General features: G+C 69.3%; 19 protein-coding genes and 1 pseudogene. 8 read left to right on the top strand and 12 right to left on the bottom strand.

Annotated elements, in window-relative coordinates; all coding sequences use genetic code 11:
* Positions 1-9 precede the first annotated feature (9 nt).
* A complete protein-coding gene (locus tag HS104_39780; protein ID MBE7486099.1) occupies positions 10-960 on the bottom strand; it encodes a hypothetical protein in 951 nt (316 codons plus the stop codon).
* 1,181 nt (positions 961-2,141) lie between these two features.
* On the opposite strand from HS104_39780, the gene HS104_39775 reads away from it, so the two are divergent.
* Positions 2,142-2,609, top strand: a complete 468-nt coding sequence (locus HS104_39775) for a hypothetical protein (GenBank protein MBE7486098.1) — start codon at positions 2,142-2,144, stop codon at positions 2,607-2,609.
* Here the strand turns inward: HS104_39775 and HS104_39770 are convergent.
* From HS104_39770 to HS104_39745, 6 genes are all read right to left on the bottom strand, one after another.
* On the bottom strand, positions 2,606-3,382 hold the full coding sequence (locus HS104_39770) for a succinate dehydrogenase/fumarate reductase iron-sulfur subunit (GenBank protein ID MBE7486097.1): 777 nt from the start codon (positions 3,380-3,382) through the stop codon (positions 2,606-2,608). The two genes, HS104_39775 and HS104_39770, sit on opposite strands and share 4 nt — an antisense overlap.
* Positions 3,383-3,413: 31 nt before the next feature.
* Positions 3,414-5,363, bottom strand: coding sequence for a fumarate reductase/succinate dehydrogenase flavoprotein subunit (locus HS104_39765; GenBank protein ID MBE7486096.1), 1,950 nt, complete (start codon positions 5,361-5,363; stop codon positions 3,414-3,416).
* Positions 5,360-6,028: a succinate dehydrogenase cytochrome b subunit gene (locus HS104_39760; protein MBE7486095.1), complete on the bottom strand. Its 669-nt coding sequence runs from the start codon at positions 6,026-6,028 to the stop codon at positions 5,360-5,362. Before HS104_39760 ends, HS104_39765 begins: the two co-directional genes overlap by 4 nt.
* A 235-nt stretch (positions 6,029-6,263) precedes the next feature.
* On the bottom strand, positions 6,264-8,351 hold the full coding sequence (locus HS104_39755) for a hypothetical protein (GenBank protein ID MBE7486094.1): 2,088 nt from the start codon (positions 8,349-8,351) through the stop codon (positions 6,264-6,266).
* A gap of 96 nt (positions 8,352-8,447) precedes the next feature.
* Positions 8,448-9,065, bottom strand: a complete 618-nt coding sequence (locus tag HS104_39750; protein ID MBE7486093.1) for a hypothetical protein — start codon at positions 9,063-9,065, stop codon at positions 8,448-8,450.
* 95 nt (positions 9,066-9,160) lie between these two features.
* Positions 9,161-10,066: a LysR family transcriptional regulator gene (locus HS104_39745; protein ID MBE7486092.1), complete on the bottom strand. Its 906-nt coding sequence runs from the start codon at positions 10,064-10,066 to the stop codon at positions 9,161-9,163.
* Positions 10,067-10,154: 88 nt separating this feature from the next.
* Between HS104_39745 and dps the strand changes: the two genes are divergently transcribed.
* Both dps and HS104_39735 read left to right on the top strand, forming a co-directional pair.
* Entirely contained in the window at positions 10,155-10,631 is a 477-nt protein-coding gene (gene dps, locus HS104_39740) for a DNA starvation/stationary phase protection protein Dps (protein MBE7486091.1), read from the top strand.
* 76 nt (positions 10,632-10,707) lie between these two features.
* Positions 10,708-12,180 carry a hypothetical protein gene (locus tag HS104_39735; protein MBE7486090.1) on the top strand — a complete coding sequence of 491 codons (1,473 nt, stop codon included), beginning with the start codon at positions 10,708-10,710 and terminating at the stop codon, positions 12,178-12,180.
* On the opposite strand, the gene HS104_39730 is transcribed toward HS104_39735, so the two are convergent.
* Complete coding sequence (locus tag HS104_39730) at positions 12,164-13,105, bottom strand: NAD-dependent epimerase/dehydratase family protein (protein MBE7486089.1); 942 nt, start codon at positions 13,103-13,105, stop codon at positions 12,164-12,166. The two genes, HS104_39735 and HS104_39730, sit on opposite strands and share 17 nt — an antisense overlap.
* Positions 13,106-13,112: 7 nt before the next feature.
* Complete coding sequence (locus HS104_39725; protein MBE7486088.1) at positions 13,113-16,367, bottom strand: FG-GAP repeat protein; 3,255 nt, start codon at positions 16,365-16,367, stop codon at positions 13,113-13,115.
* A gap of 149 nt (positions 16,368-16,516) precedes the next feature.
* Between HS104_39725 and HS104_39720 the strand changes: the two genes are divergently transcribed.
* Positions 16,517-16,672, top strand: coding sequence for a hypothetical protein (locus HS104_39720; protein ID MBE7486087.1), 156 nt, complete (start codon positions 16,517-16,519; stop codon positions 16,670-16,672).
* Between the two features lie 9 nt (positions 16,673-16,681).
* On the opposite strand, the gene acnA is transcribed toward HS104_39720, so the two are convergent.
* Positions 16,682-19,396 (bottom strand): aconitate hydratase AcnA, encoded by a 2,715-nt coding sequence (gene acnA, locus HS104_39715; GenBank protein ID MBE7486086.1) that lies wholly within the window; start codon positions 19,394-19,396, stop codon positions 16,682-16,684.
* A gap of 54 nt (positions 19,397-19,450) precedes the next feature.
* Positions 19,451-21,382, bottom strand: coding sequence for a c-type cytochrome (locus tag HS104_39710; protein MBE7486085.1), 1,932 nt, complete (start codon positions 21,380-21,382; stop codon positions 19,451-19,453).
* Between the two features lie 98 nt (positions 21,383-21,480).
* Here HS104_39710 and HS104_39705 point away from each other — a divergent pair, with 98 nt between their 5' ends.
* The 4 genes and pseudogenes from HS104_39705 to HS104_39690 all read left to right on the top strand — a co-directional run bounded on the left by HS104_39705 (position 21,481) and on the right by HS104_39690 (position 24,423).
* Positions 21,481-21,990 carry an ester cyclase gene (locus HS104_39705; GenBank protein ID MBE7486084.1) on the top strand — a complete coding sequence of 170 codons (510 nt, stop codon included), beginning with the start codon at positions 21,481-21,483 and terminating at the stop codon, positions 21,988-21,990.
* Positions 21,974-22,069, top strand: a pseudogene (locus HS104_39700) (phage DNA packaging protein J). The gene HS104_39705 and the pseudogene HS104_39700 overlap by 17 nt, the downstream one beginning before the upstream one ends.
* Positions 22,066-23,346 carry a cystathionine gamma-synthase family protein gene (locus HS104_39695; protein MBE7486083.1) on the top strand — a complete coding sequence of 427 codons (1,281 nt, stop codon included), beginning with the start codon at positions 22,066-22,068 and terminating at the stop codon, positions 23,344-23,346. Before HS104_39700 ends, HS104_39695 begins: the two are co-directional and overlap by 4 nt.
* Positions 23,347-23,370: 24 nt before the next feature.
* Complete coding sequence (locus tag HS104_39690) at positions 23,371-24,423, top strand: M20/M25/M40 family metallo-hydrolase (protein MBE7486082.1); 1,053 nt, start codon at positions 23,371-23,373, stop codon at positions 24,421-24,423.
* Between the two features lie 65 nt (positions 24,424-24,488).
* Here HS104_39690 and HS104_39685 read toward each other — a convergent pair whose 3' ends face one another.
* Positions 24,489-25,163, bottom strand: coding sequence for a hypothetical protein (locus HS104_39685; GenBank protein ID MBE7486081.1), 675 nt, complete (start codon positions 25,161-25,163; stop codon positions 24,489-24,491).
* Positions 25,164-25,203 lie beyond the last annotated feature (40 nt).

Raw genomic sequence — 25,203 nt, 5'->3', positions numbered from 1 at the left:
TGCGGAGGCTCAGCCCGCCGAGCGGAGCGACATCGGTCCGGTCAGACCCTGGACGCAGGCGGCATCGGCAGCGTCGATCTCCAGGCGCGTCTCGTCGTCGGCGTCGGTGGCGGGGCCCGGCACCCAGGCTCGGAGCTCGGCGACCCCGAGCTCGCGACCCGTCAGGCGTGCTCGCACGTACTCGACCCGGAAGCGGTTCGGGAAGTCGAGCCCCGGCTCGGCGGCGATGCGCCCGAGCTCGCGCCCCAGCTCGTCACCCTCCCCGAGGCAGTCAGCCACCGTAGCGAGCGCGTCGAGCGACAGCTGTGGGTAGTAGCGCCCTCCGAAGACCAGCGCGGCACCGGCGAAGAATCGCGTCAGGTTCACGCCGTTCGCGGCGAGCTCGTCGGCGAAGGGTCGCACGCGCCGCTCGACCACGTCGCAGGAGAGGCGCAGCTGGTCCCAGTCGAGGCGACCGCAGAAGAGCTGCCAGTGGCCGGCCGAGGCCGGCGAGACCACCCGGCGCCGCACCCACTCCGCTTCCGACGGCAGGTAGAACGGCACGCTCTCGTCGAGGTAGCGCGGCACGGTCGGATCCATCAGCACCGAGAGCGGGCCACCGCTCGACGACCAGCAGACGTCGTGGACCTGGGGCAGAGAGGCGTGCTCTTCGCAATCCTCGCCCCCGAACAGGCCAAGCTCGATGCCGAAGGAACGAGCGCGCTCGCGCACGAGCGAGCGCGTGTAGAGCCACGCCGACCACGCGGCCAGCGGCGGTGCGCTCGGCTCCCACCAGCGCTCGACGCGGATCCGGAGCCGCGCGCCACCTTCACCGATCAGCTCGACAGGCTCCCCGGCGAAGGAGTCGAGGTCGCCGGGACCTCGCTCGCCGCCTTCGCCGAAACCCCGCGCGTCGCCTTCGCCGGGACCCCGCGCGTCCGCGTCGGTTTGGCCGGAGCCTCGCTCGTCGCCACGGCCCAAGCCTCGCTCGTCGCCTTCGCCCGAAGCCCGCTCGTCGCCCTGACCCAGGGCCCGCTCGCCACCCTCATCCTCGCCAACGGCGATGGGGTCTCTGGCTTCGAAAATCGAGGGTCGCCGCAATGGCTCGAACTGGCCGCTTCTGGTCTGGAACGCGGGCTCGCGCGCCCCGGCGGTCGCGCTTTGTCCGCTGGGCGGCCAGAAGCGGGCTTCCCTGCTCTCGGCAGAGCCGGGTGGGCCAGGTTTGGCCTTTCCGCGGACAGAACCAGGCGCTGGAGCAACCGAGCTCCACGATTGGGTCGCTCCGCGGCCAAATCGGGGCGTTCCGGCGGGTATCGAAATTTGGTTTGGGGACGTGCGCCATGCGGGCGACACCGGACTCGCGCCGCGATCCCCCGAGACCGGCGGAGCGGCATCGTGCAGGACGCGCAGGATGCGGGCGGGCGCGCCGCTCGCGAGCCGCCAAGGCCCGAAGCTGCTCGCGCTATGGAGCAACTCCGAGTCCTCCGCTACGACTGAGCAGTGGGGCATCAGGGAGATCGCGTCGCCGGCAGGCTCGAATCGCACGTACGAGCGCGCCCGGAGTCGGCACGGCGGCTCGTCGCAGTGGGTGGCCGGTAGCTCCAGCTCGAGGGCCGCGCGCGCGAAGGGCGCGCCCCGAGCGGCATCGACGGTGCCGAAGTCGTTCCAGAAAGCGGGAGCGTGGTTCCGCACCCAGTCAGGAGCCTCCGGCCGCGGCTCGGCGAAGCTGGGCACGTCGTCCAGGCTGCCTCCGCTGGGGGTACCTTCGGCCGGGCCGGCACAGCCTGCTAGAGGAAGGCAGGCGAGCAAGAGCGATGCGCGCGGCACGAAGCTCCGACAGCAAGACCGAGGGAGGGTTCCAGTTGACGATTGAACGCGCGACCCCCACGCTCGGCCGAATGCCGCGCCTCTGGCCAGTCTTCCCTGCCGTCGCCTTGTCCGTGGCGCTCTTCCCGACTCGCGCCGAGGCCTGAGGCCTGGCGGCGCCCGTCGGTCCGACGGGCTGCAACGCGACGGCGGACAGCAGAGAGCGCCTGTGGATCGTCGGCGCCGCGGCGGCGAGCTTCACCTCCGAGCTCCGCTTCGACGACGACACCGACTACACCCTGCGCCAGAGCTCGTACGTCCTGAGCGTCGGGCGGCGACTGGGCGACCGCACCAGCGTGGTGCTCTCCGGCGGGATGATCGGCGGCGGTGACTTCGATGGCGAGGGCCGGCGCTACTCCGTGGGCACCGGTTGGCTCGCTGCGGCGACCGGTGGCTATCGTCTGCTCGGCGGCGGCGACGGCGAGCTCTTCGGCGTCGTGACGCTCACGATGGGCTTCTCGCGTACTCACGTCGAGCACGCCGCTTCGAAGGAAGACGAAGCCTTGTCGGCGTCGGACCTCCGGCTCGGGACGGAGCTCGGCGTGACGCTGTTCGAGCGCCTGCGGCCGTTCGCTCTGGCCCGGGTGTTCGGCGGGCCGGTGCAGTTCCGCCGCGCCGGCGAGGCGCGCACTGGCGGAGACCGACACCACTACGCCCTCGGCGTCGGCGCCGGCACCGACGCGGGCGGCGGCCTCGACTTGCGCTTCGAGGGCGCGCTTCTCGGCGAGCGCGCGTTCGTCTGGAGCGCGAGCTGGGCTTTCTAGCCCGCCCCGCCCGTCTTCTCTTCGTGCTCCTTCTCGACCACGGTGGCCCGCATCAGGTCGCGGTTCAAGCGCGCGATGAACTCGACGTTGATCTCCTTGGGGCAGGCCGCCATGCACTCGTAGTGGTTGCTGCAGTGGCCGAAACCCTCGGCGTCCATCTGCGCCACCATCTTCTTCACGCGCTCGTAGCGCTCCGCCTGGCCCTGCGGCAGGAGACCCAGGTGCGCCGCCTTGGCCGCTACGAACAGCATGGCGCTGGCGTTCGGGCAGGCCGCCACGCAGGCGCCGCAACCGATGCACGCTGCGGCGTCCATCGACTTTTCGGCGTCTGGCTTGGGCACCGGCAGGCCGTTGGCCTCCGGGGCGGCCCCCGAGTTCACGCTGATGTAGCCGCCGGCCTGGATGATGCGGTCGAAGGCGCCGCGATCCACGATCAGGTCGCGCAGGACCGGGAAGGCGTGAGCGCGCCAGGGCTCGATGGTGATCTCGTCGCCGTCGTTGAAGTGCCGCATGTGCAGCTGGCAGGTGGTGGTGGCGGCGTTGGGGCCGTGGGGCACGCCGTTGATCACGAGGCCACACATGCCGCAGATCCCCTCGCGACAATCGCTGTCGAACGCGATGGGCTCCTTGCCGTCCGCCAGCAGGCGCTCGTTCACCACGTCGAGCATCTCCAGGAAGGACATGTGCTCGTCGATGTCCGGGGCCTTGTAGGTCTCGAAGTCCCCTCGGTCGGTCTGACCCTTCTGGCGCCAGACGTGCAGCGTGAGATTCATCGTCTTCGACATGTGAGCTTCTTCGCTTTCCTCACTTGTAGCTGCGCGCCACCGGCTTCACGTACTCGAACTCTAGCGCTTCCTTGTGCAGGTTCGGCTTGGACAGGTCCCCGGTGTACTCCCAGGCCGCGACGTACTGATACTCCGCGTCGTTGCGCGCTGCCTCGCCCTCCTCGGTCACGTGCTCCTCGCGGAAGTGGCAGCCGCAGCTCTCGTCCCGCGCGAGCGCGTCGCGGCACAGGAGCTCCCCGAACTCCATGAAGTCCGCCACCCGGCCGGCCTGCTCCAGGGTCTGGTTCAGGCTGTCGCCGCTGCCGGTGACCTTCAGGTTCTGCCAGAACTCCTCGCGCAGGGCGGGGATGCGCGCCAGGGCGGCCTCGAGGCCCTTGGCGTTGCGGGCCATCCCGGCGTTGTTCCAGATCAGCGTGCCGAGCTCGCGGTGGAAGGAGTCCGGCGTGCGCTCGCCGCCGATGCCGAGCAGCTTCTCGATGCGCTCCTCGACGTCGGCCACGGCCTTCTTCACCTCGATGTGGCTCTCGTCGATCTTCTCGGCCTTGGTGCTGGCCAGGTAGTTGCCCACCACGTAGGGCAGCACGAAGTAGCCGTCCGCAAGACCCTGCATCAGCGCGCTGGCGCCCAGCCGGTTCGCGCCGTGGTCGCTGAAGTTCGCCTCGCCGGCGGCGAAGCAGCCCGGGATGGTGGTCATCAGGTTGTAGTCCACCCAGAGGCCGCCCATCGCGTAGTGGGACGCCGGGTAGATGCGCATCGGCACCTTGTACGGGTTCTCGCCGGTGATGCGCTCGTACATGTCGAACAGGTTGCCGTAGCGCTCGCGGATCTTCGCCTCCCCCAGACGCTTGATGGCGTCGCGGAAGTCAAGGTAGACGCCGCGGCGCACGCCCTCGAGCTCCGTGCCGACGCCGCGTCCCTCGTCGCACACCATCTTGGCGCGCCGGCTGGCGATGTCGCGAGGCACCAGGTTGCCGAAGCTCGGGTACAGGCGCTCCAGGTAGTAGTCGCGGTCCTTCTCGGCGATCTCCGCAGGATCCTTGGCGCAGTCGTCGGCGCTCTTCGGCACCCAGACCCGGCCGTCGTTGCGCAGGCTCTCGCTCATCAGCGTGAGCTTCGACTGGTAGTCGCCCCCCGCCGGGATGCACGTCGGGTGGATCTGCGTGAAGCAGGGGTTGGCGAAGAACGCGCCTTTCTTGTGGGCGCGCCAGGTGGCGGTGGTGTTGCAGCCCCGGGCATTGGTCGAGAGGTAGAAGACGTTGCCGTAGCCGCCGGTGGCGAGCACCACGGCGTCGGCCACGTGCGCCTCGACCTTGCCCGTGACCATGTCGCGGGTGACGATGCCGCGGGCCACGCCGTCCACCACGATCAGGTCGAGCATCTCGGTGCGCGGGAAGCTCTTGACCGTGCCCGCCTCGATCTGCCGCGCCAGCGCCTGGTAGGCGCCGAGCAGGAGCTGCTGCCCGGTCTGACCGCGGGCGTAGAAGGTGCGCGACACCTGCGCGCCGCCGAAGGAGCGGTTGTCGAGCAGGCCGCCGTATTCCCGGGCGAAGGGCACGCCCTGGGCGACGCACTGGTCGATGATGTTCACCGACAGCTGCGCCAGCCGGTGCACGTTGCTCTCGCGCGCGCGGAAGTCTCCGCCCTTTACCGTGTCGTAGAACAGACGGTAGATGCTGTCGCCGTCGTTTTTGTAGTTCTTGGCAGCGTTGATCCCGCCCTGAGCGGCGATGCTGTGGGCGCGGCGCGGGCTGTCCTGGTAGCAGAACGACAGCACGTTGTAGCCCATCTCGCCGAGCGAGGCGGCGCCGGCGCCACCGGCGAGGCCGGTGCCGACCACGATGACCTTGTACTTCCGGCGATTGGCTGGGTTCACCAGCTTCATCTCGAAGCGGTGACGATCCCAGCGCGTCTCGATGGGACCGGTGGGTGCTTTGCTCTCGAGCTTGATGGCCATCGCTCTCTCCGTCATTTCACGACGCCCGCCACGACGGCGACGGGCATGGCGATGTTGGCTGCGGCCACCGCGACTCCGATGGTCTGCGCGACGAACTTGATCTTCTCGTTGTACCGCGGGTGGTTCAGGCCCAGCGTCTGGAACAGGCTGAAGGCCCCGTGGTAGAGGTGCATGCCCAGGAACACCTGCGCGACCACGTAGATGGCGGTGACCCAGGGCACCTTGAAGCCGGCCACGACGTTGGCGTAGACGTCGGTCGGGCTGTGCTGGTAGCCCGCGGTCATCGACACGCCCGGGAAGGTGAAGTGCGCCAGGTGGTAGAGCACGAACAGGAGCAGCGCAACGCCGCCGAACTTCATGGTCAGCGCGGCATACGAAGTGGTCAGGTTCTTCTTCTGCCGGTAGCCGATGGGGCGCGCGGCCGTGGTGCGCGCGTAGAGCTGAAGCACCATCACCACGTGCAGCACGAACGCGACGAGTAGGCCGCCGCGCATGGCCCAGAGCAGCGGGCCGAGATCGTGCAGCTTCTTCGCGTACCCGTTGAGCTGCTCCGGGCCCATGAAGACCTGGAGGTTGCCCACCATGTGGGCGATGACGAAGCCGTAGAGCATGAGGCCCGTCACCGCCATGACGACCTTCTTGCCGATCGTCGTGTCGTGGAGCGTGATCGCTTTGGCCATGGGCATGATTCTTCGAGGCTCGACCCTTCGAGCTTCGCTCACTGGCAAGCACCGGAGCCGCACCCGGAAGGGAGGCGACCTCGGCGGTTCGCGGCCGAATAGTTACTCCATGGACGGGCCCGGACGCGAGCGCGAAATGTGCCGCGAGCACGGGTTTTGTTGTGCAAAACACCGTGCTCGCAAGCGGGGCGAAAGGATTTCGCGAGGAAATGGCCCAGGGGCCCGCCGCCTTAGCTCACAGGCACTTTCCACTCGAGCAGACGTTGCTGGGGCACGTGGTGCCGCACTTGCCGCAGTTCTTGGGATCGACGGTCAGGTTGGTGCAGGTGCTCGTGCTCGAGCAGAAGGTCGTCCCGCTCGGACACTGACACTGCCCCGCGCTGCACGCGACCCCGGTCGGGCACTTGACCCCGCAGCCCCCGCAGTTGTTCGCGTCGCTGGTGACGTCCGTGCACTTGGCAGAGCAGGAGGTCTGGCCGGAGGGGCACTGGCACTTGCCGCCGACGCACGCCACTCCGCTCGGGCAGGCGTTGTAGCACTGGCCACAGTGCTTGCCGTCGGTCTGGAGATCGGCGCACACCGGAGTCGGGTAGCCGCACTGGGTGGTGCCGGCGGCGCAGGCGCCGCACTTGCCGTCGGTGCAGGCGGTGCCGGGGCAGGCGATGGAGCAGCTGCCGCAGTGCTTGGCGTCGGTCGCCAGGTTCGTGCACACCCCCGGCAGCTTGGGGTCGTTCGACTTGCAGAACAGCGAGCCCGGTCCGCAGTCGCAGATCCCGCCGTTACACGCCACCCCGCTCGGGCACTTGACCCCGCAGCCCCCGCAGTTGTTCGCGTCGGCGAGCACGTCGATGCACGCTTGCGTGGTGTTGGTCGAGTCGAAGCACAGGGCCTTGCCGCTCATGCCGCAGCCGCACACGCCGTCGCCGCCGCAGACGGCGCCGGTGCCCTGGCATTTGCCGCCGTTCTTCCCGGTGCACTTGCCACCGCAGCCGTCGGCCTGCCCGCAGGAGTAGGCGGCGTCGCACTTGGGCGTGCAATTGGTACAAGACTTGGTCTTGGTGTCGCAGCTGCCGCCCTGGGCGACGCAGTCCACGCAGGTGACGGCGCCCGAGCCGCACTGGCTCGGCAGGTTGCCGGTCACGCACTTCGAGCTGAACCAACCGCCGGAATAGTCGCAACAACCGCTGGCGCACGAGTACGGATCGCAGAAGCCGCTGCCCGAGGAGCACTGCGCGGTGGAGTCACCGGTAGCCTGACAGGTGCCGCCGCCGTATTGCGGATCGCAGGCGGCGCCGGGGCAGAGGTTGCCGCAGCCGTCCGCTTGGCAGGTGGGCGGCATGCCGGGGTAGCTCGGCGAGCAGCCGGAGCCGCAAGGCCCACAGGCGAACTTCGTCGGCCAGCTCGTCTTGCTCGCCACGCAGGCCTGCGCGCCGCAGTCGGAGCACGCCACCCCGCCGCTGCCGCACTCGTTGCGCTTGGTTCCGGTCACGCATTGCCCGTCCGGCGTGCAGCAGCCCCCGGGACAGGTGCTGGGACCGCAGGTGTAGCAGCCCGGCTTCAGCGAGCCGCTCGTGCTGCAGAACTGTCCGGCACCGCAGTCCACCTTGCACACGCCGCCGCAGCCGTCGGAGTCGCCGCACTTCTTGCCGCTGCACTGCGCCTTGCACTCCGCGCAGCCGTAGCCGGTGCTGCAGACGCTCCCCATCTTGGTGCAGTCCACGCAGGGCGCGCCCATCTTGCCGCACGCGGTGTTGGTGTTCTTCACGCACTTGCCGCTCGAGTCCTGGCAGGTGTCGTAGCCGCATCCCGAGCCGCCCCCGCTGCCGCCGAAGCCGCCGCCGCCAAACCCGCCGCCGCCGCCGCCGCCGAAGCCGCCGCTGCCGCAGATGCCGTTGCAGAACTGCGAGGCCTCCCCGACGCACATGTCGTCCCAGGCCGCCTGGCAGCAGTACGGATCGGCGCCGCAGACCTTGCCCACGCAAGGGTCGCAGCCCGCGGAGAGCGGCGCGCCGATGGTGCAAACGTCGTGGGCGCACGCGCTCGTACCGCCGCTGCCGCCAGGTGCGCCGCCGGAGCCCCCCATGTCGCCGCCAGCTCCCGCTGCTCCGCCGGCGGTTGCCCCGCCGCTGCCAGCCGACGCGCCGCTGCCGGCCGACGCGCCGCTGCCGGCGAACGCGCCGCTGCCGGCGAACGCGCCGCTGCCCGACGCGCCGCCAGCGCCCGCACCTCCGGTGCCGTTCGCTCCTCCGGCGTCGCCGGATGAGCAGCCGAGGACACACGACACCAATGAGGCTACCAAGAGCCCCGACAGCCCGTTCTTCATGGAACACCCCGAGCGAATCGCGCCGCGCGGCACCTCGCGCGGCGTTCCCGTCAGCTCGGGAACACTAGGTGCGGACCTGGGGGGATGTATTCAGACCTAGAGCAAGATCCCCACACCGAGCGACACGTAGGGCCAGCCCAGGCGGACCACGCCGCCCACGCTGCTGCCCCGGCCGAACAGGAAGCGGCCACCGCCCCAGAAGACCGGCTCGAGGTCCGTATCCGTGTCGTCGCAGTTGTTGCCCCAGGGGCAGTTGTCCCACTCCCAGTGCACGCGCTCGATCTGGAGCCCAGCTTCGCCGAAGACGCTGATGATCGGGGTGAGCCAGAAATTCCACTGTACGACGACGGGGAGCATGAAGATGTCGACGGTGCAGTCGTCGTCCCAGTAGCGATTGCCCCAGCGCCAACCGTCGCAGGCGTCGCCGTTGTGGGCCCAATCCAGGCCGAAGCCGATGCCCATGTTGTTGTTGATCTTGCTGATCGGGCCGTTGTCGAGGAACGGGATGGTGGCGCGCAAGCCGAGCCCGATGGCCTCGTCGTCGCCCGGCCCGTCGTGACCGCCCCAGTCGAGCACCAGGTGCGGCTCGAGCTCGACGGAGTACTTGGGGTGGGCGCCGGGCTGCTTGATCTGCGCGCTGGCGAACGCGGGGAGCGCCAGCGCCACGCTGAAGGCGGCGAGCGGGAGCAGGATGCGGGAGTGGAAGTGCCTCATCGCCCTCGATAGTAGCCCCACCCCGAGCGGGCGAGGCAACTCGTGAAGTGTGTGCAATTGCCTTACCTCGACGCTTCGAACCGCGGGCCGGCCGGTCAGGCGTGCGTAGATCTCACGACCGTGGCGACCTGCGACAGCGCGGGCGCGAGCGCCGAGCGCTTGCGCCAGACCAGCGCGACCGTGCGTTGCGGGACCGGCGCCTTGAAGCGACGGAGCACGAGCTTGGCGCGCGCGGCCTCGGTCGGCAGGCTCATTTCGGGCAGCAACGTGACCCCGGCGCCCGCTGCGACCATCTGCACCAGCGTCGAGAGGCTGGTGGCGCGAAACTCCAGCTCCTCCGCCCGCGCGCTGCTGCAGTACGTCAGCGCTTGCTCCCGTAGACAGTGACCCTCGGTGAGCAGGAGCACCGCGTGGCCCGCGAGCTCCGCTCTGCCGATGGGCGTCGTCTTCGCGGCCAGCGGGTGCCCCGGCGGCGCGGCGAGCACGAAGGGATCTTCGACGATGATCTCGTGCTCGACGTCCCCTAGCTCCGCCTCGAGAGCCAAGAGCGCCGCGTCGAGCTCTCCGGCGTCCAGGCTCGCGAGCAGGCTGTCCGTCTTGTCCTCGACCCAGACTAGCGTGAGCTTCGGCAGCTTCTTCCGGAGCGCGCGCGCCGCCAGCGGCAGCAGGTAGGGGGAGATGGTGGGGATCACCCCGATCCGCAACGTGCCGGAGAGCGGATCGGCCGAGCGCTTCGCCGCCTCGCCGAGGTTGTCCACGCCGACGAGCACGCGCCGCGCGCGCTCGACTACCTCGCGCCCCGCCGCGGTGACCAGCACGCGCCGGCGATCGCGCTCGAAGAGGCGCACCCCGAGGGCACCCTCGAGCTCGGCGAGCTGCGCGCTGAGCGACGGCTGCGAGACCAGGCAGCGCTCCGCGGCGCGGCGGAACGACAGCTCGTCGGCGACGGCAACGGCGTACTGGAGCTGCCGCAGGCTGAAGGCGTGGGGACCGAGCTTCATAGCCCAGGACTATCATATCCGCCGCAAAGTTGTATTGGAGGAGTCAGCGCCGAGCGCCTAGGTTGAGCTCAGGAAAGAGGAAGACCCCATGTACAAGAGCCCGAGCCCGCTGCCGGAGAACGCCCGCGTCGAGATCGCCGCCACGCTGAACGAGCGCCTGGCGGACGGCCTGGATCTGCACAGCCAGATCAAGGTCGCGCACTGGAACATCAAGGGGCCGGGCTTCGCCGCCCTGCACCCCCTGTTCGAGATCTTCGCGGTGAGCCTGGCCAACCACAACGACTCTCTCGCCGAGCGGGCCGTGACGCTGGGCGGCAGGGCCTACGGCACCGCCCGCCACGTCGCGAAGGCCTCCAGCATCCCGGACTACCCCCAGGAGACCAGCCGGGACCTGGAGCACGTGAAGCTCCTGGCCGAGCGCATCGAGAAATACCTGGAGGGCGTCCGCGCCTCACGGGGCGTCGGGGAGAAGCTCGGGGACACGGACACGGTGGATCTCCTGACCGGCATCGTGACGGAGTTCGAGAAGCACGCCTGGTTCTTGCGCGCTTCCCTCGATTCTTGAGCCCGTGTCACACTCGCTCGGCTGAGCGCGATGCCGTTCGCCAAGGCCGCGCGGCCCCCGGCGTCCAACCCCCACGATGAGCATCCCCCGCCGAGCCTTCGTCCAAGCTGCCCTCTCCGCCCTGGCGCTCTCGGGCTGCGACCGGCGCGCGCCGGCACGGGGCGCCGGACCCGAGCCTGGCCCGGTGCCCGTTCCGCCCAAGGCGGCGCTTCCGAGCGTGCTCATCGAGAACGTGCCCCACGTGCGGCAGAAGCCGGACTTCTGCGGCGAGGCGGTCACCGCGAGCTGGCTCGGGGCGCTGGGGAAGCGCGCCGACCAGGACGCCGTGTTCGACGCCTCCGGCATGGACCCGGCACGCGGCATGGGGGTGACGACGCGGGAGCTCGAGGCCGCGCTCCTCCGCCTCGGCTTCCGCCCGGGGCGAGTCTGGCACCAGATCGACGCCGCCGCTGCCGCGCGGGAGCTCGCCGCCGAGCTCGCGGCGCTCCACGCCGACCTCGGCCGCGGCGTGCCGAGCATCGTCTGCACGCGCTACGACGAGCGGCCCGACACCACCGAGCACTTCCGGCTGGTGCTGGGCTACGACGCCGACAAGGACGAGATCGTCTATCACGAGCCGGCGGAGGACGCGGGCGCCTACCGGCGCATGCCCCGAGCGCGGTTCTTGTCGCTCTGGCCGCTGCGCTACGAGGCCGAGCGCTGGACCCTGATCCGGCTCCGGCTCGAGCCCGGCAAGGTCGAGCTGCCGGAGCGCGGCCCGGGCTTTCGCGCCGCCGAGTTCGCTCAGCACGTGATGAAGCTCAGGGAGCGGCTCTCGCGCGAGATGGCCGTGGTGGTCGAGCCGCCCTTCGTGGTGGTGGGCAACGGCGGCCTCGGGAACGTGCGTCGGAGCGCGGAGCAGACCGTGCGCTGGGCGGTGAAGCTGCTCTCGCAGGACTATTTCGACAGGCCCCCGGCGCGGATCCTGAACGTGTGGCTGCTCGGCGACGCCGAGAGCTACGAGAAGACCGCGCGCGCCATCACCGGGGATGCCCCCGGCACACCCTACGGCTTCTACACTCGCCAGCACGGCGCGCTGGTCATGAACATCGCGACGGGCGGCGGCACGCTCGTCCACGAGATCGTCCACCCGTACATCGAGGCGAATTTCCCGGCGTGCCCCGCCTGGTTCAACGAGGGGCTCGGGTCCCTGTACGAGCAGAGCGCCGAGCGCGACGGACACATCGTCGGGCTCACGAACTGGCGGCTCGGTGGGCTGCAGCGCGCCATTCGCGCCGGACGCGTGCCTGCGCTCGAGGCCCTCTTGGGCACCAGCAGCTCCGAGTTCTACGCGGACGAGAGCGGCGTCCACTACGCCGCCTCGCGCTACCTGCTCCACTACTTGCAGGAGCGCGAGCTCCTGCGCCGCTACTACCGCGACTTCGTGGCCGCCCACGCGAGCGATCCGAGCGGCTACCACACGCTGGCGAAGACCCTGGGAGAGCGCGACATGAAGGGCTTCCAGAAGCGCTGGGAGGCCTACGTGCTGAAGCTCAGGTTCGACGGCTGACCCGGAGCCAGGCCACCAGATCGCGCACGCGCTCCTCGGGCGTCGTCAGCTCGGCGAAGCCCAGCCGCTCGCGCAGCGCCGCGGAGCTCACCACCAGGTCGTTCGGCATACGCCCGAGGAAGGCGAGGTCTTCGGGGACCGTTTCGGCTTCCGTCCATTCGAGGGCCACGCCCATCTCGGCCGCCAGCGCCTCGGCGCGCTCGCGCATGCTGGGCGTCTCGCGCTCGGCGACGTTGAGCACCCGGAAGCCCGCCTTCCACTGCTCCGCACCGCTCACGATGGCGTGGGCGACGTCACGCACGTGGGCGTGGGCCAAACGCCACGCGGCGCCGCCGGAGCACGGGAGCACGCGCTCACCGGCGTCCAGGCGATCGACGAGCGGGCCGAAGCGCCGCCGGTAGTCGCCCTGGCCGTACACGCCCGGCAGCCGCAGCACCAGCACGCCCGGGACGCCCTCGCCCACGGCACGCTCGAGCTCCTCTTCGACGTCCTTCTTGTCGTACTCCGGCGGCAGATCGGTCGCGACGCCGCGGAACGGATACGGCACGGTGAGGGGTGAGCTCTCGGTGACCACGGCCTCCGGCTCCGGGGCGGGCAACCCGTTCAGCCGCCCGAACTGCGCGTACACGTCCATGCTCGAGAGCACGACGGCCGGCACGCCCAGGATGCGCGCGCCGAGCGCCGTCACCTGCGCGTCGGCGCGGGTCATCGCGCGGGTGTCCACGATGGCGTCCGGCGCGAGCCGGGCGAGCTCGCGACACAGCGCCGAGGGGTCGCGGCGCTCGACCAGCACGTCGCGGGCGCCGGCGACGTCGGAGGCGTGCTCGCCCCGGTGCAGCACGCTCACCGCGTGCCCGACCTCGAGCGCGCGCCGAGCGGCGGCCTGGCCGATGAAGCGCGTCCCTCCGATGAAGGCTAGGTGCACGGCCGCCTCAGTACCCCGGCGGACACGCGGCGGGACGCGGGAAGTGCGCGGCGAGCTCCGGCGCGCAGCCGAGCAGCCGATCGTCGTAGCCGCACTTCTTCAAACCCAGGATCCCCGTCGCGTCCCCCCTGACCAGCGCGGGCTCCGGGCCGTTCGGCTCGTCCACGGAGAGGAGCACCTCGCGGAAGACGAGCCTGCCCGCCACGGCCTCCACGCTCCTGTCGGTGGCGTAGCTCAGCCGGAGGTGCGCGCGACCCTCACGCTCTTTCCAGAGCGCGGTCGGATCCGCCGCCCCGAACACGTTCGCGTGCTGGTCCGATCTGAAGTTGCAGACGGCGAGCGCCTTCTCGACGCGGACGATCAGCGCCCGGGTGGCGGCGGCGTCCAGGCTCTGTGTCTTGCCCGCCCGCGTGAGCTCGACCTTGGGTGCCGCCTCGCCCGCGCTCGGGCGCGGCGTGCAGCCGAGGAGCTGGAGAGAGAGCGCCCCGACGAATGGCAGCGCAAGAGCGAGCGCGGGTGGACGATAGCGCGGCCGGCCATCCTGCCTCGTGCTGGAGCGTCGCGACCGTCGACGAGCGATGAGCAGCGCGAGCGCGAGCACCAGGAACTTCCAGCCAGGGCTCCGTGTCTGCGCCAGGTCGCACCCGCACCCGCCGGCGCCCTCGGGACGACCGGGCATGTCGCCCGCGTCGCTCCCGCCGTCCACGAACGGGGCGCCGGCCTCGGGCGCCGCGTCGCCTTGCCCAGGGGCATCTTCGCCGTCGCAGTCTTGATCGATGCCGTCGCCTGCCAATTCCGTCGAGCCTGGGAAGATCTGGGGATCGTCGTCGTTGCAGTCTCCCGCGCTGGAGCTCATGCCCACGAACGGGCAATCGCCGTCGAATGCGCCAGCTTCGGTCGCACCGAATCCGTCAGCGTCGGCATCGAAGTAACAGACGATGCCGTCGAACCCGGTACAGTCTTGATCGACGCCGTCGCCCGGGATTTCGACAGCTCCTGGAAAGATGTTCTCGTCGCCGTCGCTGCAGTCGCCTCCGACCTTGCTCTGGCCAGCTCCCGCGCACGCGCTGGCCGGGACGATCTTGCCCTTCACCCCGAATCCGTCGCCGTCGGCGTCCGTGTAGCAGTCGGTCGTGTCCTCACCGTCACAGTCCTGGTCGACTCCATCACCCGGGCCGTCCGCCGCTCCGGGGTGAACCTGCGCGACAGCGTCGTCGCAGTCACCCGGTACCGCCGTCACGCCGGGTGCCGAGCAGCCGCCGTGTCCGACGGCGGGGACTGCGGAGCCGAACCCGTCTCCATCCACGTCGCTGAGACAGGTCACCGAGTCCTTGCCGCTGCAGTCCTGGTCGATGCCGTCGTCCAGAACCTCCGTTGCGCCCGGATGAGCGCTGGGGTCCTTGGGCAGGCAGTCTGCAGCGTCGAGGTACGAATCGTCGTCGTCGTCCGCGTCTTTGTCGTCGCACTCTCCGTCGCCGTCGATGTCGGGATCCGCCGCGGAGCAGTCCGTGACCAGTGTGATCCCAGAAAACCAGCGAGAGTGGCGCGCGATCACGGCTGTGTCAGGGCGGTGCACGACTCGGGCTCGAAACTTGTAGGTCGTGTTGCTCTTCAGCCCGGTCAGTTTGCACTCGAGCGGCGTCCCCGCGATGCCGCTGTCGGACCAAGCGGCGCTCTTCGCCAGGTTGGTCCCGTCGAAAGCGGCGGCATCGGGCTTGACCTCGACCTCGAGCGCGATGCGAGAGCGCCCCTCGGTTCCGAGGCCGACGGCGCGAACGTCGAAGCTGCTGGGGTTCTCGAGCCGCTCGCCGGCAGCGAGCGGCTTCGTCGCTCCAGGTTCGTGCGCCGTGAGGTTCCAGAGCACCTTCCCCACGGGTTCGGGGCCGCCGGCGCCGTAGTAGACGTAGGCGAAGCCCTGCGACTTCTTCGTCTCGTCCAACTCCGCGAAACGGTCACCGATGGCGATCTCCGGGAATCCGTCCCCCGTCAGGTCGCCCGCACCGACGGCTCGGCTGGCGAACATGTTGGCGTTGAGCGACTCGTCGTACGCCCACCAAGACTCCGTGGCTCCGAGCCCGCTGGCGCTGCCGAAGTACACGCGAGCGCGGCCCAGCGGTGGCATTGGGTCCCAGCTCCCGTTGTGGGGGTTGAAGAAGTAGCTCAGACCCACCAGGAGATCCGCGTAGCCGTCTCCGTAGGCGTCTCCCACACCCGCCACATCGAGCTGGCCGGAGACGTTGTCGGGGAATTGCTTGGCCCAGGCGGGTGTGGTGGATGGCGTCGCTCCCCCTCTGAACACCTTGAGCAGACCGTTGAAGTCGAATTTCGCGTACCAATTCGAAGAGGCGGCCCAGTCGGCGTACCCGTCTCCGTCGATGTCGCCCAAGCGCTCGATCTCGGCACCGACACCGACGAAGGGGCCGCAGTCCGGATCCGAATAGATCCAGCTCGGGCTCGAGGGGAAGCCCGCGGCACTCCCCCAGAACCCCTTCAGGTTAGGTGAACCGCAGGACGCCGCTCCGATCACCAGGTCGTTGAATCCGTCTCCGGTCACGTCGCCGACGCCCGCACCAGTGATCGACGTGGTGTCGGAATACACCCAGAGCGGCGTCGCGCTGAGGCCCGTCGCGGTGCCCGCGTACACGGAGAAGTATTGTGTCCAGCTGGTCACGAACTCGCGCGTGTGGATCAGCACGTCGCCCCGACCGTCGCCGTTGACGTCCCCCACGCCACCCAGCGCTCGGGGCATCGTTGGGTACAAAGGGATCTTCCAGCTCGAGAGCGTGAGGCCGGACGGCCCCCCGAGGAGCAACTCGACGCCCTTCTCCCCTTTGGGAGGACTCAAGGTGCTGGTGTTGAGCTCCCCTTGAACGAAGGCGTCGGCGTACCCATCCCCGTTGACGTCTCCAGCGCGGACGACGTTCCCGCGATACTGGTCCTGCTGATCTCCGTCGACGATCTGAGCTTTGGTGGCGCTCAGGCCAGCCGCGGAGCCGAAGTAGAGGTAGAAACGCCCGTAGTTGAGCGCCTGGTTGAACGGATCGTAGAAGGGCGCCCCGACAGCGAGGTCCTCGAAACCGTCGCCGTTCACGTCGCCTAGTCCAGCGAGAGACACACCGAGCTGTGCGTAGCTGTGTGGGCCGGTGAACTTGGTCGAGGAGCTCTGAAAGCCCTTGCCGGACGTCAGCTCGTGCCGGTGATCGCCCAAGGCTGGCGTGGGTGAACCGGCATCCCCGCACCCGACGACCGCGGCCAGAGTCATTCCCAAGCCGAAGCGCGCCCGAAGCGGCGCCACGCCCCCCGAAGTGGACCGCCGGTTCGCTGCCTTCCGCGGGAAGCTCATCTCGCCTGCCCTCCGCCCGTGAACGAGTCTCTCACGTTTCCGGCGCGGGCTCTACGAGCGCGACAGCCATGACCGATGCCACGCGCAGCTTCGAGAAGTACGCGGATCACGAGCTGTCGCTCTGCGACTGCGCGTCCGCGGCGGCCATGCGCGCGAAGAAGATCCGCGTGGCCTTGGCCTTCGACCGGGACTTCGAGATGCTGGGGGTCGAGCTGGCGACCTGAGGGCCGGGGTCAGCTCCCGAGCAGCTGCCGGAGCACGTACTGCAGGATGCCGCCGTGCCGGTAGTACTCGAGCTCGACCACGGTATCGATGCGGGTCTTGGCCTGGAAGCTCTTCATGCTCCCGTCCGCGGCCACGGCCTCCAGCGTGAGCAGCTTGCCGGGGGCGAGATCCTTGGCGACGCCGGAGATGGAGAAGGTCTCCTCGCCACTGAGGCCCAGGCTCTCGCGGCTCTGGCCATCGAGGAACTGGAGCGGCAGCACGCCCATGCCGATCAGATTGGAGCGGTGGATGCGCTCGTAGCTCTCGGCGACGACGGCCTTGATGCCCAGCATGAAGGTGCCCTTGCCCGCCCAGTCGCGGGACGAGCCGGAGCCGTACTCCTTGCCGGCGAGGATCATCAGCGGCACGCCGTCCGCCTGGTACTTCATCGAGGCGTCGTAGATGCTCATCTGCTGGTTCGTCGGCAGGTGGCGCGTGACTCCGCCTTCGACGCCGGGCACCAGCGCGTTGCGGAGGCGCACGTTGGCGAAGGTGCCGCGCATCATCACCTCGTGGTTGCCGCGGCGCGCGCCGTATTGGTTGAAGTCCGCCGGTTTGACGCCGTTGTCGGTCAGGTACTTCGCCGCGGCGGAGTCCTTGGCGATGTTCCCGGCCGGGGAGATGTGGTCGGTGGTGATCGAGTCGCCGAGCACGGCGAGGACGCGCGCAGCGGCGATGTCCGTGAGGGGCTTCGGCTGCTTCGGCAGGTTCTCGAAGAAGCTCGGCTTGCGCACGTAGGTGCTCTTCGGATCCCAGTCGAAGCGGCTGCCCTCGGGCACCGGCAAGGCGCGCCAGCGCTCGTCGCCGGCGAACACCTCGGCGTACTCCCGGCTGTAGGCCTCACTCGTGACGTGCTTCTCGACAACCTCGGCCACCTCCTTGGGTGACGGCCAGATGTCCTTCAGGAACACGTCCTTACCGCCCTGGTCCTTGCCGATGGGCTCGGCGGCGAAGTCGATGTCCACGCGACCGGCCAGGGCATACGCCACCACCAGGGGCGGGCTGGCCAGGTAGTTGGCGCGCACGTCGGCGTGGATGCGTCCCTCGAAGTTGCGGTTTCCGCTGAGCACCGCGGCGGCGACCAGATCGCCGTCCTTCACTCCCTTGCTGATGCTCTCCGGCAAGGGACCGCTGTTGCCGATGCAGGTGGTGCAGCCGTAACCGACCACGTTGAAGTGCAGCGCCTCGAGGTCGCTGAGCACGCCGGCGCTCTTCAGGTATTGCGTCACGACCTTCGAGCCCGGCGCCAGGCTGGTCTTGACCCAGGGCTTCACGCTGAGCCCGCGCCTGACGGCGTTCCGAGCCAGGAGGCCCGCGCCCAGCATCACGTACGGGTTCGACGTGTTCGTGCAGCTGGTGATGGCGGCGATCACCACCGAGCCGTGCGCGAGCTCGAAGTCACTGCCGCCCAGCGAGGTCTTCACCCTCTTGGCCACTTCCTCCGGCGTGGCGACGCCGCCGCCCTTCTTGGCCTTGCCCTGGGCGATCATCTCGCCGAGCACCTTCTGGAACGCCGGCTTCATGTCCTTCATCAGCACCTTGTCGTGGGGGCGGCGCGGTCCCGCCAGCGTCGGCTCCACGCTGCCCAGATCGAGCGCCAGACTGTCGGTGTAGACGGGGTCGGGCGTGTCCTTGGTGCGGAACATGCCCTGCGCCTTCGCATAGGCCTCGACCAGCTTCACTTGCGCTTCGCTGCGCCCGGTGAGCCTGAGGTAGCGCAGCGTCTCGTCGTCGATGGGGAAGATGCCGCAGGTCGAGCCGAACTCCGGGCTCATGTTGCCAATGGTGGCGCGGTTCGCGAGCGGCAAGTTGTCGAGTCCCGAGCCGTAGAACTCGACGAACTTCCCGACCACGCCCTTGTCGCGCAGCATCCGCGTGATGGTCAGCACCAGATCGGTGGCGGTGGCGCCCTCAGGCAGCGTGCCGTGGAGCTTGAAGCCGATCACCTGGGGCACGAGCAGGTTGATGGGCTGCCCGAGCATGGCGGCCTCTGCCTCGATGCCACCCACGCCCCAGCCGAGCACGCCCATGCCGTTGACCATGGTGGTGTGGCTGTCGGTGCCGACCAGGGTGTCCGGGTAGGCGAGACCCTCGCTGTCGAACACCACGCGCGCCAGGTACTCCACGTTCACCTGGTGCACGATGCCGGTGGAGGGCGGCACCACCTTGAAGTTCTCGAAGGCCTTCTGCGCCCAGCGCAACAGCGCGTAGCGCTCCTGGTTGCGCCCGTACTCGAGCTCCGTGTTGCGCACCAGTGCGTCGGCGGAGCCGTAGTTGTCCACCTGCACGGAGTGGTCGATGACCAGCTCGCTGGGGAAGAGCGGGTTGATCTTGTTCGGATCGCCGCCGAGCTCGGCGATGGCGTCGCGCATGGCCGCCAGGTCCACCACGGCGGGCACGCCGGTGAAGTCCTGCAACACGACACGGGCCGGGTGGAAGGCGATCTCCTTGTCGGGCTCGGCCTTGGCATCCCAGGCGAGCAGCCCCTCGACGTCCTTCTCGCTGACGACCTTGCCGTCCTCGTGCCGGAGCAGGTTCTCGAGCAGGATGCGCAGCGAGAACGGCAGCCTCGCGACGTCTTTGCCCGTCTTCTGCCCGAGCTTGGGCAAGGAGAAATAGGCCAGCTTCTTGCCGCTGATTTCGAGGTCGGTCCTGGTGGAGAAGGAGTCGCGCGATCGGGACATGGCGGGCCGAGTACCGCGACGGACCAGGCGCTGCAAGACCTCCCGCGACCCAGCTCAATACACGTCGTTCGCCGTGTTGAACACGTTGTACTTGTTCATCGGGTTCACGACCCAGTCCGCCTCGATGCGCTGCACTTCCTGGAGCGTGGCGTCCTCGTAGATGATCAGCGCGCCCTTTTTGTCCCAACCGGAGACCCAGACCTCGGTGCCGGCCTGGTTGTACTCGAAGTGCATCGCTCGCCCGGTGGGGCGCGGCGACCAGCACTTGTGGACCTTGGCCTCCTTCTTCGAGATGACGCAAATCTGTCGCGACAGCTCGGCCTTGGGGTTCGCCGGCGAGTCGATCCACACCCAAGGCGACTTCGGGTGGGTCCGCACGTTCAGCGCACCGGCGGGGATGCCGCCGATCTCGCGCACCACCTTCCAGAGCTTGTCCTCCTTCTTGGGATCGACGCCGTAGACCAGGAGCTTCTCCTCGGAGAGGTGGGGGATGGCCGCGACCAGGCCGTGCTCCGGATCCTCCCAACGCGCGCCCGGATCGGGCCGCGGCCCCTTGCCCGTCGCGATCTTCGCGGCCTGCTTCTTCTCCTCGAGGTCGATGACCAGGAGCTGACTCTTGGTCGGCGCGGGCACGGAGAAGAAGCGTCCGCTCGGGTCGAGCCCGCCGCCGATCAGGTCGCGCTCCGCGGGGACGCGCGAGGAGATGGCGTAGCCGGGCTTGCCGTAGTCCACCAGCGCGACGTCACCCGAGTCCATCAGCCCGAGCGCCCAGAACGGCTTGCCCCGGGGCGAGACGATGGTGCCGACGCGCGCCTCCGCGACGGTGGTGCCGGCGTCTTCACCGCCCGCGAGGCTCTCGACGTGGAGCGGCTCGAGCGACTCGCCGTCGAAGACCACGTATTGCGGCGGCCAATAGCAGCCCTGGATCAAGAGCTTGTCGGGCTTGGCTCGGCTCACCTCCAGCGTCCGCGCGTCGAAGCAGCCGCGCGCCTGCGCCGCGATGCTGGGCGGGTTGGTGAAGAGGTCGATCAGCGTGATGCGCCCGTCTCGCCCCATGGCGTACAGGTAGCGGCCCGAGGCCGAGGCCCGCACCAGCTCCACGGCGAAGCCCACGTCCACCTGAACCAGCCGCTCGCGGGTGTCCCCGTCCAGGATGGCGACGTAGCCCTGGTTCCGGAGCACGACGGCGAAGAAGTTCTGGCTCTTGCGGGTGTGGGCCGCCTTCTTCGGGCGCTCCGCTGGCTTGGTGACCAGGTTCCAGGCCTTCTTCGCTGCGTCGAGCGGGAGCTCCGGACGCGTCGCCGGCGGCAGCTGGAGGTAGTTCGCGAGCAGCTCGACGTCCTGCGTGGACAAGATGCCGAGCTCGCCCCACGCCGGCATGCCGCCGGGGCGTCCGTGGTTCAGCGTCGCAGCCAGACCCGCTCCACCGATCTGCTTCGCGCGCTCCGGGGTGATGGCCGGCGCCGAGCCGCCTTGGCGCAGCGAGCCGTGGCAGCCGGCGCAACGGTCGAAGAAGATGCTCTGCGCCTTCTCGAGCTCGGGACCCTCGAGCTGCTTCGCGGGACGCTCGGGGATGCGGTAGCCGCGCACGCTGGCGTCGTCGAAGAACGCGAGCACCTGGTCGATCTGCTCGTCGGTGAGCTCGATCGTCGGCATGATCACGTCGCCATACTTCTTCGAGAGCGCGCGGCCGATGTGATCGGCCTCGCCCATCTGCGCCGGGTTCTTGATCCAGCGCACCAGCCAATCGCGCTGCCGTCGCTTGCCTACGTCCTTGAGATCGGGGCCCGTGCGGTCTCCCTCCCCGACGGTGTGACAGGCCACGCAGTTCGCCTCGAACACCAAGCGTCCAGTGGCGGCCGCAGGGCTAGGCAGGCCGAGCGACGCGGTGGCGCTCGGCCCGGCCTCCGGCGCGCTGGTCGTGGGCTTGTCGCAAGCCGCCGAGGTGAGCCCGAAGAGGAGAGCCAGGAGCGGTCCGCGGCGCATCGAGCCGCATGGTGCCCGAGAGCGGGGGCGCTCGACAACCCCACGCTAGGGCGCGACCTTGCCGTGGCCCCAGCGTTCGTGCGAGCGTCGAGGCCACGATGACGCGTGCCGGACTGCTCGTGGGCCTATCGCTCTCGTTGCTCGGGGGGTGCAAGCCGCTGCCGCAGGTGTCGGACGGGCAGTCGGCGTCCGAAGAGAAATCGGCGCAGAGCTTCGACTACCGAGCGTACATCGAGGCCGTCTACAACAAGCACGACCCGGAGGCGATCGACCAGTTCTTCTCGCCCAGCGTGAAGATCCACAGCGTGGCGCCGGACGCCGAGGGCGGTGAAGGGACCGCTTACCTGAAAGATCTGGCGAAGAACCTGATCGCCGCGTTCCCCGACGTGAAGCTGACGGTGGACGAGGTCGTGCAGGACAAAGACCGCCTCGCCGCCCGCGTGACCATCGAAGGGACGCACAAGGGGGAGTTCGCCGGCATCAAGCCCACGGGGCGCACGGTGAAGGCGGCCAACTTCGCGGTGTACCGGCTGGAGGGCGGCAAGATCGCGGAGGTCTGGTCCTTGACCGACGTCGCCGCGCTCACCCGCCAGCTCGGCAAGAAGTGACCGCCCGCAGGTCCTGCGCGGAGCGTCGCGCCCTCGTCATGGCGCCCGCTCGGACGCCGTGGCACGCGTCGAGGCATGACCTCCGCGAAGAAGCCCGAGGCGTTCATCCAAGGCAAGGCGCTGCGCCCCGAGAGCCTGATGTCGAGCTACGGCTACGATCCGAAGCTCAGCGAGGGCTCGCTCAAGTGTCCCATCTTCCAGACCAGCACTTTCGTGTTCAAGAGCGCGGAGGAGGGCAAGAGCTTCTTCGAGCTGGCGTACGGGCTGCGCGCGCCGCGGGGCAACGAGAGCCTGGGCCTGATCTACTCGCGGCTGAACAACCCGGACCTGGAGATCCTGGAGGATCGCCTGACGCTCTGGGACGACGCGGAGAGCGCGGCGGTCTTCGAGTCGGGGATGGCCGCCATCAGCACCTCGCTGTTCGCGCTCCTCGCCCCGGGTGACGTGATCTTGCACAGCGAGCCGCTCTACGGGGGCACGGACTACCTGTTCAAGCACGTGCTCTCGAAGTTCGGCATCCAGGCGCTGGGCTTCCGAGCCGGCTGCACCACGCAGGAGATCGAGAGCCAGCTCGCGGCCAGCGGCCGCGCCGAGAAGTTGCGCATGATCTACGTCGAGACGCCGGCGAACCCCACCAACGCGCTGGTGGACATCGCCGCCTGCGCGGCCATCGCCCGGGCGCACTCGAACGAGTCGCGGCGGGTCTTGGTCGCGGTGGACAACACGTTCCTGGGACCGCTCTGGCAGCACCCGCTCAAGCACGGCGCGGATCTGGTGCTGTACTCGGCCACCAAGTACATCGGCGGTCACAGCGACGTGATCGCCGGGGTGTGCCTGGGCGAAAAGACGCTGATGCAAGAGGTCCGCGCGATGCGCACGTTCCTCGGCACGATGAGCGGGCCCTGGACCGGCTGGCTCTTGCTGCGAAGCCTGGAGACCCTGAAGCTCCGCATGACCAGCCAGATGAAGAACGCGCGCTACGTCGCGGACTTCCTCGCCGACCACCCCAAGGTCGAGAAGGTCCACTTCCTCGGCCACCTGGGCGAAAACGATCCGGACCACGCCATCTACAAGCGCCAGTGCGTCGCGCCGGGCGGAATGGTGAGCTTCTCCGTGTACGGTGGGGAGGCCGAGGCGTTCCGCTTCTTGAACGCGCTCCAGCTCTTCAGCCTGGCGGTCAGCCTCGGCGGCACCGAGTCCCTGGCCGAGCACCCCGCCAGCATGACCCACTCCGACATCCCCCCCGACGAGCGCGCTCGCATGGGCATCGGCGAGAACATGGTGCGCTTGAGCATCGGGGTGGAGCACCCGGAGGACTTGATCGCGGATCTGTCGCAAGCGCTCGACGCGGTCTGAGCGCGGCGTGGTACCTTCTTCCTCATGCGCGTGCGCCTCCTGACCTGCTGGCTCTTCTGCCTCGTCGTCGCGAACGCTGCGGCCTGCGGCTCCGAAGAGAGCGCCAAGAGCACCGCCAGCGGGGGCGCGACCGGCACCGGCGGCTCCGGCGGCTCCGGCGGCTCTTCGTGCGGCGCGAGCGCCGACGCGGCGATGGCCTGCGTGGACCAATCCCGGCTGCAGGCGGACGTGACCTTCATCGCCGCCCCGCGTCCCCCGAAGAGCGGTCACTGGCAGGCGGTGCAAGATCTCTGCGCGAGTCGTTTCGAGCAATACGGCTTCGAGGTCGAGCGCCAGAAGTACGCGACCGGCGTCAACGTGATCGGCAAACGCGCCGGCCTGAGCCAGCCTGCCGAGCAGGTCATCGTCTCGGCGCACTACGACCACATCGCGGACTGCCCGGGGGCCGACGACAACGCGACAGGAGTGGCCGCCGTGCTCGAGACCGCACGCGTGCTCGAGAAGGCCAAGCTCGCCCGCACGCTGGTGCTCGCCTGCTGGGACGAGGAGGAGGACGGCCTGATCGGCGCCAAGGCCTACGCCGCCCGCGCCAAGTCCCAGGGCGACACCATCGTCGGCATGACCTCGCTCGAGATGATCGGCTACAAGAGCGACGCGCCCAACACGCAGTCCGTCCCCGCCGGCTTCGACCTGCTCTTCGCCGACGAATACGCCAAGATCGAGGCCAACGATCTCAGAGCCGACTTCGTCGCCATCGTCAGCATCGACAGCGCGGCGCCGCTGGCCAAGGCGTTCGGTGCGCGCGCCGCCGCCGCCGGGCCGCCTGCCGTGACCCTGATGCTGACCCAGGCGCAGGCCGCGAGCCCGCTGCTCTCGGATCTGAGCCGCTCGGATCACGCCGCCTTCTGGCAGCAGGGCTATCCGGCGCTGATGGTCACGGACACCAGCAACTTCCGCTACGCGCAGTATCACTGCTCCGCCGGCGACGACGTGCCGAGCCTGCTCGACTTTGGCTTCATGACCGCGGTGACGCGGGCCAGCGTGGGCGCACACCTGGACGTCTTGGGCCTCTTGTGACGCCGCCGAGGCGCGCGGTCGGACCCGGACTCAGGATCCATCCGCGCGCAAGCGACGCACCCGCGTCACAGTTGCCCGCGTGCGTGCGGCGTTCGCGTCTTCGATGCTGCGGAAGCGCTCCACGCCGCGGGAAAAGGTCGGTCGCGCGAAGAGGAACGAGCGCGTCCACAAAGCTCGGATCCGCGCCGCGAGGTTCTCGCGGTCGACAACCCCGGGGCGGGGTACTTCTTCGGCGGAGCGGTACTTGAAGACCGGCATGGCTCCTTCTCCTCGTCCTCGAGGTCGAACGCGGCGCGGAGCGCGGCGGCATCCGCGTGGTCGATGGGACGGACGGTTCCTCTCTTCATCCGGTAGAGCGTGCGTGGCGTCGCGACACGGACGCTCACGGTCTCGATCCGATGCTCCTCGGCCTCGAGATCCGCGAAGCTCGTGACCTCCCCGAGGCGCGCGATGATGTCGAGGTACAGCGACCCTTCGGGCGGACCGTAACGGACCACGGGGTACTCACCGCACAGGTCGGCGGCGGTGATCTCGTCGATGCTGGGGTCGGTCCACAGCGCTCTCAGCGCCTGCTTGAGCCGCTCGACGTTCTCGCCGTCGGGTCGGATGAAGACGTCCAGATCTTCGGTGGCGCGCACCAGTCCGTGCACGTTCATGGCGACGCCGTCGACGACGACGTAGTCGACGCCCGCAGAGTTCAGGCTCGCGATCACGCGCAGCGCGTCGTCCAGCGCGTCCACACTGGAACAGTATCACGGCCGGGGTCGCCCCTCGCCTCTC

The organism is Polyangiaceae bacterium (genome assembly GCA_015075635.1).
GTDB lineage: Bacteria > Myxococcota_A > Polyangia > Polyangiales > Polyangiaceae > JADJKB01.
Note: the sequence above shows the minus strand (reverse complement) of the source record. Positions and strands in the feature narration are given on the sequence as shown.